Raw genomic sequence first — 12,036 nt, 5'->3', positions numbered from 1 at the left:
CAGGGGATGAGGAAGGCTGACGAAGCCGGACAAAAGGTGAGGAAACATGTTTTTGATACGTGCGGATGGGAACAGTAAAATTGGAGCCGGACATCTGATGCGTTGTCTGGCTGTGGCGGAAGCACTGGCATTGTCTGTGGGCAGGGAGCGCATCTGTTTTATCTGTGCCGACGAAGAATCCGGCGCATTGGCGGCAGAGCATGGCTTTGAAAGCAGGATTCTGGGAACCGATTACCAGGACATGGAGGCGGAATTGCCGGCCTGGGGGGCATTGGCAGAAGCTTTGGCAGAAAGGGAAGCCGGGCAGACGGAGTTCAACGTGATTCTGGCAGACAGCTATCAGGTGACGGATGCCTACCTGACGGCACTGGGGCGATACGGAAGGGTTGTATTGATGGAGGATTTCGGCACACACTGTTATCCTGTGGACTGTGTCATTAATTATAATGCCCCTGCGGAGCCGGAACAGTACAGGAAGCTGTATCAGGGAAAAAGGACCCGGCTGCTGATCGGAAGCCGTTATGTTCCCCTGAGAGGACAGTTTCTGAACCATCAGGTCTGTCAGGTCAGAGAAGCGGTCAGGAATGTGCTGATTACCACCGGAGGCGGGGACAGCGAGAACATAGCCGGCAGAATTCTGGAGAGGACATTGCGGGAGAATATATGCTTTCATGTGGTTACGGGACGGTTTCACCCTCATTTCCGAGAGCTGAAGGCATGGGAACAGCAATGTGACAATGTTCGAATTTACCATGATGTAAAGGATATGGCGGGGCTTATGGGGAAGTGCGATCTGGCGCTGACAGCGGGAGGCTCCACCATTTATGAGCTGTCGGCACTTGGCATTCCGTTCATCTGTTTTTCTTATGCGGAAAATCAGGAGGCGCTGACAGCTTATATAGGAGAGCAGAAGGTTGCCGGGTTCGCAGGGGCGTGGCATAAGGATGCCGCAGAGACACTGAACAGAATGGAAAAGCTGTTCGCAGAATTCGTGGGAAGCGCAGAACTACGCCGGGACTGCAGCACAAGGGAACGTGGGATGACCGACGGAGCGGGAAGCGGAAGAGTGGCACAGGCGCTGATGGAGCTGACCGGAAATGAGGGAGAAGCAATCTCCGGTTCCGGATGTCAGAGGAATAACTGCCATTTAAAATCAGCGGGAGAAGGCGTATGGATCGACTGCATAAAAAGAGGATAATCATATATGGAATAGCCGCCGCAGAGATATTCGCGGTACTTTTTTTCCTGACGTTTCGGGAGAGAAAGGCTGAACATATCTGGCATCCGGAGGTAGTCGCTTTTGGAGACAGCGTTTTCGGGGCGGTGAGGGATGAGACAGGTGTTCCGGAACAGCTGGCAGAGCTTCTGGGAACACCTGTGTACAATGCCGCTCTTGGGGGCACCTGTATGGCGAGACTTGAAAGCGGGCGCCGGAAGGATTACCCCAAAAATTCGCTGTCTCTGGCGGGACTGACAAAGTCGGTGGGGGCGGAAGATTTTGGCGTGCAGCAGACTGTGACAATGAGAACACGGGAGAATAATACGGAGTATTTTGCGGAGGTAGTCAACGGTCTGGAAGTGATTGACTTTTCCAGGGTGGAGATTGTGCTGCTGCAGCAGGGGGTCAATGACTATCACGCGGGAGTTCCCATTGAGAATCCGGAGGATCCCTATGATGAATATACTTTTCTGGGCGCCCTGCGCAGTTCTGTAGAGGCACTTCGGAGAGCGAATCCGGAGCTGAGGATTGTGCTGGTGACGCCTCTGTATACCTGGTATACCACAGGGCTGACCTGTGAGGAGGCGGACCAGGGGGGCGGTGTGCTGAAGGAATACGTGGAAGCGGAGCTGCGGGCGGCAGAGGAGCTGGATATTGAAGTCATTGATGTGTTCCATGATTTTTCACCCCATGAGAAATGGGAGGATAAGGATTTATATATGACGGACGGAATTCACCCCAATGAGGCAGGCAGAGAGAGATTGGCGCGGATAATTGCGGAAGAACTGAGCAGGGAGGGATGAAGGTCATGCAGTCACCCACACAGGCATTTCGAACGATATATGGTAAAATCAGAGGCGAGTGGAAGGTTGCTTTTCTGGCCTGCCTTATCACGGGACTTATAGTTCATATGCCTGTGCTTTTATCGGACATTCCCAATCATGACGGTTTGGACAGCATGTATTTTGATCAGAATATGATTACTTCGGGCAGATGGTTTCTCACGGTTGCCTGCGGGATTTCGTCTTATTATACGCTGCCCTGGGTTATCGGGCTCCTCGGTCTTCTGTATTTAAGCTGCGGGGCGGCTGTGATATGTGAGATCCTGGAGGTGCGGAAGAAATGGGCGGCAGGGGTCTGTGGCGGCCTGCTGGCGGCTTTTCCGGCGCTGGCATCCACTTTTGCCTATGTATTTACACTGGATGGCTATATGCTGGCATTGCTGCTGGCGGTATTGTCCGTACTTTTGACGAAAAAATATCGGACAGGGTTTCTGCCGGGGGCTCTCTGCCTGGCGTTCAGTATGGGCATCTATCAGGGGTATCTGTCTTTTGCCATGCTTTTGTCCATATTTGCTATTCTTATGCTGTTTGCTTCGAAGGAGGAAGCCGGAGGGGCGTTCGGGAAAATGAGGACTTCGCTGCGCTATCTCTGGATGGGGATTGTGGGGGCGGCTCTCTATTATGGGATTCTCCAGGTTCTGCTGAAGCTTCAGGGCAAGAAGCTGGCAGATTATCAGGGAATCGGGGAGATGACGTCGGGAGCGGCTTCTGTGGGGGGATTCTTTTCTACGATTAAGGAGATGTATCTGGATTTCTTTCGCTTTAGTTTGAAAGGAAATGTGTTGTTCCAGAACTTTTTCTCTGTGACAGCCTGCATTTTGCTGGCGATTACGGCGGGGCTGTCTGTGCTTTTTCTGTTCAGGAAGAGAAAGGACTGGAAGAATCCGTTATTTTTCGCTATAATAGGATTGGCGGTGGCTGTATTGCCTCTGCTGACCAATATTGTATTGTTGATTTCTCCGTCGGTCACGTACCATCTGCTGATGCGGTATCAGTGGATTCTGTATGTCATAGGAGCTGTGGCGCTGGTGAGCGGCAGCTGTGACGATTCGGACTTCTGTATCTGGATGGAATGGACTGCCTTTCTGGGTGCATTTGTACTGACTTTCTGCTATTGCATTACAGATAATATTGCCTATTCTAATCTTCAGAAGAGATATGAGAAGACATATGCCTACTGTATCAGGCTGCTGGACAGGATAGAGCAGACAGAAGGATATTATGCGGGCATTCCTGTGGCCATGGTGGGAGTGGTGGGAGACGAATCCTTTCCGGTCACAGATATTACTTTGCCTGTGACCTACAATATGATTGGGATGAATGGCGATGTTCTGCTGTATACTGGAAAGAATTATGAGATTTTTATCAGGAATTATCTGGGTGCGACGCTGAACATTCTGCCGCCGGAGGCGATGGAAGAGGTGTACTATTCTCAGGAATATATCGCCATGGACAGCTTCCCCGGGGAGAATTCCATACGTATCATTGATGATGTCATGTACGTCAAGACGGAAAATGTGAACCGCTGAATGGAAATCGGCGGAGCGGGAACAGCAATGGAACGGGAATAGGAGAGAGGTATGGCCCTTTTATCAATTGTTTTGCCGGCCTATAATGAAGAACAGAATATCGCCAACACATCTAAGGTACTGTCGGAATTGTTGGAAGAGCAGCATATAGAATATGAGCTGGTGTATGTCAGCGATGGCTCCAGGGATGGGACTTTTTCCGAGATACAGAAGGCGGCGGCCGGGAATCCCCGGATTCGCGGGGTTGAATTTTCCCGAAATTTCGGCAAGGAGGCAGCTATATTCGCGGGGCTGGAGCTGACAGTGGGAAATGCGGCGATTGTGATGGACTGTGACCTGCAGCATCCGCCCCAGGTGATTCCCCGGATGTGGGAATTGTGGAAAGACGGAGCCGAGGTAGTGGAGGGCATCAAGGAGAGCCGGGGGAAGGAAAGCCTGGCACACAGACTTTCAGCAGGCCTGTTCTATAAAGTCATGAGTGGCCTGATTAAGATGGATATGAATGCCTCCTCGGACTTTAAGCTTCTGGACAGGAAGGTAGTGGATGTGCTGCTGACGCTGCCGGAAAGGAATACTTTTTTCCGGGCGTTGAGCTTCTGGGTGGGATTCCGCACGGAGAAGGTGACTTATGAAGTACAGGAGCGGCAGTTCGGTGAGAGTAAGTGGTCTTTTTTCAGCCTGATGAAATACGCCGTCACGAATGCCACATCCTTCAGCACGCTTCCTCTGCAGCTGGTGACTGTGATGGGGATTGTGTCCATTCTGTTCAGTATTATACTGTTTATTCAGACATTGGTAAAATATCTGATGGGAACATCGGTGGAAGGATTCACCACGGTGATTCTTCTGATTCTGATTATCGGCGGGTTTCTGATGCTGAGTCTGGGAATCATCGGTCATTATATTGCCAGAATATATGAAGAAGTAAAAGGACGTCCCAAATATATTATCAGTAAACGGACGGACGAGCATTGAAAATGCGGAAAGGCACAGGGTTATTATGATTACTTTTAATGTACCGCCTTATGTGGATAAGGCAAAGGACTACATTCAGGAATGCGTTGCCAACCAGAAGATCTGTGGTGACGGCGTCTACACCGGAAAATGTAACGAATGGATTGAACAAAAGACCGGCACCGCCAAATGTCTGCTGACCACATCCTGTACACATGCCACCGAGCTGGCGGCGCTGCTTAGCGATATCAGGCCGGGGGACGAGGTGATTATGCCGTCGTATACTTTTGTGTCAACCGCCAATGCTTTTGTGCTCAGAGGAGCCGTGCCGGTGTTCGTGGATATCCGGCCGGATACTATGAACATTGATGAAAAACTGATAGAAAATGCAGTGACAGAGCGCACAAGGGCAATTGCGCCGGTTCATTATGCCGGCGTGGCCTGTGAGATGGACACAATCATGGCCATTGCGGAAAAGTATCATCTGGCAGTGATAGAGGATGCAGCACAGGGAATTATGTCCACCTACAAGGGCAGAGCCCTGGGGACCATCGGAAATTTCGGCTGTTTCAGCTTTCATGAGACGAAAAATTACAGTATGGGAGAGGGCGGCGCACTGTTGATCCGGGACAAGAAGGACGTGGAGGAAGCGGAGATTATCCGGGAAAAGGGAACAAACCGCAGTAAATATTACCGGGGACAGATTGACAAGTATACCTGGATGAATCATGGATCCTCCTACCTTCCCAGTGATATGAACGCAGCTTATCTGTACGCTCAGCTGGAGATTGCGGAAGAGATGAATGAAGCGAGGCTGGCGGTCTGGAGGCAATATTATGGGAATCTGAAGCCTCTGGCGGATGCCGGAAGAATTGAACTTCCTGTGGTTCCGGAAGGTTGTGTGCACAATGGCCATATGTTCTACATCAAGGCACAGGACATTCAGGAGAGGACGGAACTGATTGACTACCTGAAGGAAAATGGGATTCATTCGGTATTCCATTATATTCCGCTTCACTCTGCGCCTGCAGGGGAGAAGTTTGGCCGGTTCCACGGGGAGGACAGGTATACGACCAGAGAGAGTGAGCGGCTGACACGTTTGCCTATGTTTTATGGATTGAAGCCGGAGCAGGTGGATTATATCTGTGACAGAGTAAAAGCATTTTACGGGAAAAGGGATTGACGGCAGGAGATGTGAAGGGAGTGTTGAAAAAGGCGGTTTTGCACATAAGTGCAGTGATAAAGGGAATACTTTTTACAGGATTTTCCATCCAGATTCTTATGGGCATATACTGGATGGGCTGTCATTATCTGCAGGTGCAGGATTTTGCAGAGGCTGACTCCGTGTTGTACCTGTGGATATTCCGTCTGACCGGAGAGAATCCGCAGATAATGTTTCTGGTTCAGCTGCTTTTTGCCTTTTATGCGGCGTATCGCTTCGTGGATTTACTGTGTTTCCGGAGTGGCGGGAGCTGCCCCGGATATAGAAAGCTGTATGTCGTCTGGGGCAGTCTGGCGATTTTGACCTTTCCCTTTGCCATGCAGTGCCATCTGGCGCTTCAGCCTTTTTCGCTGATGGGTTCACTGTTTCTGCTGACGCTTTCTTTCTTTTATGAAATGATAGTCTGCCCCCAGGGCTTTCCCGGAGGAAAGAAAGGACTACGGCGGAAAGCCGGTTTTTTGACGGCGGCAGTTTTATGTGCGGGGTTTATGACAATACTGTCAGGTGTGGCGGACAGGCAGGAAGAGGAACCGGAGTGCAGTCTGGCATCAGCAATGGCAAGCCGCATGGCGTGGCCGGATTTATGGAGCGACTTCGAATACTGGCCGGAGGATCTGCGTGAAATTGCCGGAGATGTGGTCTGGCAGGCTTCGCTCAGCGCGGATAATATGAAGATATTGTTTGCCGCGCTGGAGGAGAGGGCAGGAAGGGAAGCGGCCGGGGAATACTGCAGGCAGATCGCGGAGATTGGCTGGAGGTACCATTCCTCTGACATTATTCACCGGATATGCTGGGATATGCTGGGATATACCATGACGCCGTTTGTGTTCCGACAGCAGATGGAGGGGGTGCTGTTTGACTCTTATACCGGCAGCAATTATGAAGCAATGCAGATGCATATGCCTGTGTATACGAAGCGCTATGTGGAGTATAGCTGCTGGTGGTTCGGCTGTTGTCTGGTTCTGGCTGTGGGTCTGGCAATCCTGCATATTTTCACGGTGAGAAGGCTGTCGGATAAGAGAAGTGTTCTGGCTGGCGGAGTCTGCATTCTGGCAGCGGGGGTTCTGGTGACGGCACTTGCCATGCGGGGAGCCGGCAGGATGGATTACAGATATACAATAGCTGTGAATGAACTGTGGCTGCTCTGGGCCTTGCGGCAGATGTGCGGTGGAGCCGGCATTTCCAGGGGGAAGGCGGAAAGTGCAGGTTCGGAACCGATTTGTGCGGCGGAAGCCGGCGGGCAGAGTGAGGTGTAATGACGAAGAAAAAGTTTCATTGGATAGGGTTCGGGATGGGGATTATGGCTGTGACATGTTCCATAATTCCCAATTTCATATTGGGGGAGGATTCCATTTTTACTGCACATGATCAGCTGGACGGGGAGATGATTGCCTATATTCTGCAGGCAGGGAATCTCTTCGGCGGGGAGTGGCTGCCGGAATTTATGGGAGGGATGTGGAAGACTGCTCTCACGCCGCCGGCGCCGGCCTGTGTGCTGCTGTTTTTAAGCGGAAATTATTTCGCCGCTTTGCTTATAATGCAGCTTATGGGCAGACTGGCAGGCTTTGCGGGAATGTACCTGCTGGTCAGGAAAAGCATGGGAACAGGGAACCGGTGGACAGCCGCAGCGGCAGGGCTGCTGTATGCTTTTTTGCCATTTTTGCCTGTGTATGGGCTTTCGCAGTACGGAATTCCGCTGCTGTTCTGGTGTGTGCTGGAGATCAGAGAGAAAAAGCATTTGCTGCTCTGCTATGGATATGTGGCGTTTTTTGCGCTGAACTCTTCACTGGTTCTGGCGGGCTTTGGGCTGCTGGGAATGGGGGGGCTGTACCTGGTGTGGGAGCTGCGGAGACAAGGACGGCTGAAAACGGAAGGAAAGCTGCGGCTGTTGGGGGCATGGCTGTTGCTGCTTGGCGTTTACCTTGTGGAAAATGTCCGGCTGCTGGCACAGATTCTGGGAATTGGGAGCGAAAGAGTTTCTCATAAGACGGAGTATGTGCTGAGAGCGGAAGCCTTCGGGAAAGCCTTTCTGCGGAATCTGCTGCAGGGAGGTCAGCACAGCGAAGGGTATCAGGAACTGCTGATACCAACGGTAGTGACACTGGTGTCAGTATGCCTGCTGCTGTTTCTGACAATCGGAAAGGCATATTCAGCTCCAGGGGAGGCAGTACGGTGGGAACAGATAGCGGGGAAGCTGCGGTGGATGGGAGTCTGCCTGGGGTGGAACATTTTTTTTGCACTGTTGGCTGCTTTCTGGACAGGCGCTGCAGGGGTGACGATCCGAGGCAGCCTGGGAATGCTGGGGGCATTTCAGCTGGACAGGGTGCTGTGGATATCACCCTGCCTGTGGTATCTGGCAGCCGCGGCCGGAGCAGAGATTCTGCTTGACCTTTGGAAGGAAAGCCGGGTGGGCGTGAGCAAAGCAGTATCAGGGATATGCCTGCTGCTTTTGGGGGCGATTACCGGTGTGACAGGAGTGAAGATTTTGCTGGCAGGCGATGTGAAATCCAATCTGCAGAAGCTGCGGAATCCCCAGTATGCTTTGCTCAGCTACAGCGACTATTACGCGCTGGGCGTGATGGAACAGGTGCGGGATTTTCTGACGGAACAGACAGGGAAGTCTCAGGAGGAATATCGTGTGGTAAGCCTGGGAATTGATCCGGCTGCGGCCCTGTACCATGGATTTTACTGTCTGGATGGATACTCTAACAATTATTCTCTGACATACAAGCATCGCTTCCGCAGAATCATCGCGCCGGAACTGGAAAAGAGTGAGTATCTTCAGACTTATTTTGATGACTGGGGAAATCGGTGCTATCTGTTCAGTGCGGAATGCCCGGGGTATTATACCATTGAAAAGGACGGTTTTTACTTTCAGAGCTATCAGCCGGACACGAAAGCGCTGCGGGAGATGGGGTGTGATTATCTGCTGTCCGCAGCCTATATTCAAAATGCTTCTGAAGAAGGGCTGAGACTGATGAATGAGGTTCCTTTTGAGACGGAGAACAGTTATTATCGCATTTATGTGTACGAAATAGACTGACAGTTCAGTGAATTGTGTGAACTGCTGTAAAATATGCGGCTGAGAGAGGAGAAGAGATGGTCGGTCAGTTGCTGATTTTATTACTGGTGCTGTTGCTGATTCCTTTTGTAATCGGCGGCTTGATCACAGAGGCAGAGGGGCATGACGGAAAGCTGCTGTTTCGCTGGGTGAGCGGCCAGTTCCTTTTGTGGGCAGGCTTTCAGCTGCTTTGTGTGCCGCTGATTCTGCGGGAAAGAAGCTTTGGAAGTCTGGTGGCGGCTTTCTGGGGATACATTGCAGCGCTGCTGCTTCTGGCGGCAGCAATGGAGATAAAGCGCTGGCCGAAGAAAAGAAAGTCTGCTGTCTGGTCCTTCCGAAACAGATTCAGAAAATTGCAGTTTATGGACCTGATACTCTGGGCGGCTTTCTGGAGCATTCTGCTTTTTCAGCTGGTGCAGGCTGTGCGTATGGCTTATGCGGATGGCGATGACGCATACTATGTGGCGGTTTCTTCCATAACCCAGAATTCCAATACGATGTACCGTATACTCGCCTATACCGGGGGAGGAACGGAACTGGACATCAGGCATGGGCTGGCGCCGTTTCCTGTGTGGATTTCCTTTTTGGGCAGAGCTTCCGGTATGTCGGCGGCGATGGTTGCCCATATAGCGCTGCCGCCTGTACTGATTGCCATGACATATGCCATTTTTTATCTGATTGGTCTGAGACTTTTTGAGGAAAAAGACGGACGTCTGCCTTTGTTTCTGCTTTTTACGGAGCTGCTGGTGCTGTTCGGAAACTATTCGATTTATACGCCGGAAAATTTTATGATTGCCAGAAGCAGACAGGGAAAAGCGGCTCTGGGGAGCATTGTCATTCCATTTGTGCTTCTGCTGTTCCTGATTTTGCTGAAAGAGCTTCGGGAGAAGAAGCGTATTTCACCGCCGCTGTATCTGCTTTTCTGTGCCGCCGCTGCCACGGGATGTCTGTGCAGTACATTGGGAGCGCTGCTGATCTGTATGACTGTGGGGATTACAGGGCTTCTGGGAAGCATCTGTTACAGACGGCCGGGGATACTTGTGCCGCTGGGAGTCTGCTGCATGCCCTGTGTGTTTTACGCGGTCATGTATCTGATTCTGTGATGACGGCGGGCCAGACCGGAAGAAACAGGAAGAATGCGTAAGCTGTGGGAATTTTGAAGGCTGTAGGAAAGGGAGCGCCATGTGGAAAGAGATTGTGGTATTGTTTCGGGAATATATGGGTACAGGGCTGATTGTCATCTGGTTTGTGATTTCTCTGCTTTACCTGTGGATAAATGAGAAGAGGAAAGAACTGAGAATCTTATTTCTGTATACGCCGGTGATTCTGCTGCTGCTGTATTTCAATCCTCTGTTTGCAAGACTGGTATACGGTGTGGTGGGAGAAGAAATTTATTATCGGATTCTATGGCTGCTTCCCGTCACGGTGGTGATTGCTTATACCTGTGTCAGCATTTACGGGCAGCTGGCTGCAAGACGTCAGATGCAGAAGAAAAAGGCGGGAGCGGCAGAGGTGCTCTGCGCCGTGTGTATGGCGGGAATACTTGCTGTATCCGGCAGCTATATTTATGCCAGCCCCACGTTTTCCCGGGCGGAAAATCTTTATCATGTGCCGGACAGCGTGATAAATATCTGCGATGCCATAAATGTACCGGGCAGAGAGGTTATGGCTTTATTTCCGCCGGAGCTGGTACAGTATGTGAGACAATATTCTCCCGTTACCTGTATGCCCTATGGAAGGGATGCAATAGTGGACAGGTGGAACTATTATCCTCCGATCTGTGCCGCAATGGATGCGGATGTGATTGACCTGGAACTGCTGGTTCCCCTGGCGCGGGAGGAAGGCTGTCACTACAGCATTCTGCCCACGGACAGGGAGATTCTGGGTAAGCCGGAAGATTACGGCTGGATATGGTTTGGAGAGACGGACGGCTATGTGATCTATCGGGATTCCTCTGTGGAGCTGGTGGCTCCGGAATCCTGAAAATAATTCAGCGCGTATACAAAACGCTCGGCTACTTTTTTCCGGCCCGCCACATTCAGATGGAGATGATCCACAAGATAATCGTCGGCGTTGTCCTCGTTGATGGTGCCATATAAATTGTCCACAAAAGTGACGCTTCTGGAGGCGCAGGAGGCGTACTGTTTGATGACATAGGTAGACAGTACATCCCAGCCATATCTCTGGATATCACTGCTGACATATTCTCCCTCTTCGTTGATTCCGTAAGCGTAAGTGGGAGAGAGAACAATAATCCGAATATCAGGGTAGTTCTGCTGGATCAATTCTATGCCCGCTTCCAGATTGCCGGTGAACTGTACAATGTCTGTGGCGTTCTGATCACTGTACATTTCGTGGCCGGCCAGATAGTCGCTGGCATCGTACATGATGGTGATGACATCTATTGTGTTCATATCCAGATTTTTTAAAGTATGATAGACTTCCATTGCTTCCGGAGGAGCATTGTCCCCCAGCACCTCCACACCGCGCCTGTAGGAGTCGTCCATATTCTCTCCTATGGCAAGGACGCAGAGCCAGTAGAAATTGAAAATATCCATGGGATATTCTTCCGGCTTCAGAGAAGGGGACAGAGCTGCCAGATAACTGCCGCTGACAGAGCAGTTATAGACAGTGCCGCCGGTCATCTCCTGAATCATATTGGCCAGATTGTCCTCGGAATCTCTGTCGTCGGCAAAAGGCGCATTGCCGAACATTAAGATGGAAGTATCTTCGCCATAATCCAGATAAACGGGTTGTCCCGCAGCATTTGTCAGGGGAAGGATGACGTCAAAGGTATCGTCATATTCTCCAGGTCCGTCCTTGAAAATTTCTTCCAGATCAACAAAAACTCCCCAGGTTTTGACTTTATAAACGATACCTACTATAAAAAGTACGGCCACAGCCAGAAGGACAATGTGAATATTGATGCGGGAAAGAATACCTTTTTTTGTTCCGCCTGCTTTTTTGGGAGAAGGGGACAAAAGTGCATCCTCCTTCTGAGGAGCATCAAAAGAAGAGTCGAGCTCATCGCTTTCCAGATCAATAATATCCAGATCCGGTATCTCGTGAATGTGTTCCTTTCTGGAACTGCTGTGGGAAGTATTTTTATCTTTCATCCGTGTCTCCATTTCCGGTTGACTGCTGGTTAAGGATTCCTGTCTCACTGTATGTAACTGTCCGAACAGGTATCTGAATGGTTCCTATTTTAC

At 50.8% G+C, this 12,036-nt stretch carries 10 protein-coding genes; 9 read left to right on the top strand and 1 reads right to left on the bottom strand.

Annotated elements, in window-relative coordinates; genetic code table 11:
- The first annotated feature begins 46 nt into the window (after positions 1–46).
- The 9 genes from pseG to NSB25_RS08690 all read left to right on the top strand — a co-directional run bounded on the left by pseG (position 47) and on the right by NSB25_RS08690 (position 10,810).
- Positions 47–1,198, top strand: a complete 1,152-nt coding sequence (gene pseG / locus NSB25_RS08730) for a UDP-2,4-diacetamido-2,4,6-trideoxy-beta-L-altropyranose hydrolase (protein ID WP_103239274.1) — start codon at positions 47–49, stop codon at positions 1,196–1,198.
- Entirely contained in the window at positions 1,171–2,022 is an 852-nt protein-coding gene (locus NSB25_RS08725) for an SGNH/GDSL hydrolase family protein (RefSeq protein ID WP_103239273.1), read from the top strand. The genes pseG and NSB25_RS08725 overlap by 28 nt, the downstream gene beginning before the upstream one ends.
- 5 nt (positions 2,023–2,027) lie before the next feature.
- Positions 2,028–3,590 (top strand): glucosyltransferase domain-containing protein, encoded by a 1,563-nt coding sequence (locus NSB25_RS08720; RefSeq protein ID WP_172455049.1) that lies wholly within the window; start codon positions 2,028–2,030, stop codon positions 3,588–3,590.
- 51 nt (positions 3,591–3,641) lie between these two features.
- Positions 3,642–4,565, top strand: a complete 924-nt coding sequence (locus NSB25_RS08715) for a glycosyltransferase family 2 protein (RefSeq protein WP_103239271.1) — start codon at positions 3,642–3,644, stop codon at positions 4,563–4,565.
- A 25-nt stretch (positions 4,566–4,590) separates the two neighbouring features.
- Positions 4,591–5,727: a dTDP-4-amino-4,6-dideoxygalactose transaminase gene (gene rffA / locus NSB25_RS08710; protein ID WP_103239270.1), complete on the top strand. Its 1,137-nt coding sequence runs from the start codon at positions 4,591–4,593 to the stop codon at positions 5,725–5,727.
- A complete protein-coding gene (locus NSB25_RS08705; protein WP_103239269.1) occupies positions 5,724–7,022 on the top strand; it encodes a hypothetical protein in 1,299 nt (432 codons plus the stop codon). Before rffA ends, NSB25_RS08705 begins: the two co-directional genes overlap by 4 nt.
- Positions 7,022–8,809 (top strand): DUF6044 family protein, encoded by a 1,788-nt coding sequence (locus tag NSB25_RS08700; protein ID WP_103239268.1) that lies wholly within the window; start codon positions 7,022–7,024, stop codon positions 8,807–8,809. Before NSB25_RS08705 ends, NSB25_RS08700 begins: the two co-directional genes overlap by 1 nt.
- Before the next feature lie 56 nt (positions 8,810–8,865).
- Positions 8,866–9,930 (top strand): DUF6077 domain-containing protein, encoded by a 1,065-nt coding sequence (locus NSB25_RS08695; RefSeq protein WP_103239267.1) that lies wholly within the window; start codon positions 8,866–8,868, stop codon positions 9,928–9,930.
- A gap of 79 nt (positions 9,931–10,009) precedes the next feature.
- Positions 10,010–10,810, top strand: a complete 801-nt coding sequence (locus NSB25_RS08690) for a hypothetical protein (protein ID WP_103239266.1) — start codon at positions 10,010–10,012, stop codon at positions 10,808–10,810.
- On the opposite strand, the gene NSB25_RS08685 is transcribed toward NSB25_RS08690, so the two are convergent.
- The gene (locus NSB25_RS08685; RefSeq protein WP_146040011.1) at positions 10,768–11,943 is read right to left on the bottom strand and encodes an SGNH/GDSL hydrolase family protein; all 1,176 of its coding nucleotides are present in this window, start codon (positions 11,941–11,943) and stop codon (positions 10,768–10,770) included. The two genes, NSB25_RS08690 and NSB25_RS08685, sit on opposite strands and share 43 nt — an antisense overlap.
- Between the last annotated feature and the right edge of the window lie 93 nt (positions 11,944–12,036).

Origin of the sequence: Acetatifactor muris (assembly GCF_024623325.1) — a bacterium.
Classification (GTDB): Bacteria; Bacillota; Clostridia; order Lachnospirales; family Lachnospiraceae; genus Acetatifactor; species Acetatifactor muris.
This window is presented reverse-complemented; position numbering and strand designations above follow the sequence as displayed.

What these genes read in the sequence shown, in the direction of transcription:
- rffA (WP_103239270.1), top strand. Translation starts at nt 4,591, where the DNA reads ATGATTACTTTTAATGTACCGCCTTATGTGGATAAGGCAAAGGACTAC.
- NSB25_RS08720 (WP_172455049.1), top strand. Translation starts at nt 2,028, where the DNA reads ATGCAGTCACCCACACAGGCATTTCGAACGATATATGGTAAAATCAGA.
- NSB25_RS08700 (WP_103239268.1), top strand. Translation starts at nt 7,022, where the DNA reads ATGACGAAGAAAAAGTTTCATTGGATAGGGTTCGGGATGGGGATTATG.
- NSB25_RS08715 (WP_103239271.1), top strand. Translation starts at nt 3,642, where the DNA reads ATGGCCCTTTTATCAATTGTTTTGCCGGCCTATAATGAAGAACAGAAT.
- NSB25_RS08695 (WP_103239267.1), top strand. Translation starts at nt 8,866, where the DNA reads ATGGTCGGTCAGTTGCTGATTTTATTACTGGTGCTGTTGCTGATTCCT.
- NSB25_RS08685 (WP_146040011.1), bottom strand. Translation starts at nt 11,943, where the DNA reads ATGAAAGATAAAAATACTTCCCACAGCAGTTCCAGAAAGGAACACATT.
- NSB25_RS08690 (WP_103239266.1), top strand. Translation starts at nt 10,010, where the DNA reads ATGTGGAAAGAGATTGTGGTATTGTTTCGGGAATATATGGGTACAGGG.
- NSB25_RS08725 (WP_103239273.1), top strand. Translation starts at nt 1,171, where the DNA reads ATGGATCGACTGCATAAAAAGAGGATAATCATATATGGAATAGCCGCC.
- pseG (WP_103239274.1), top strand. Translation starts at nt 47, where the DNA reads ATGTTTTTGATACGTGCGGATGGGAACAGTAAAATTGGAGCCGGACAT.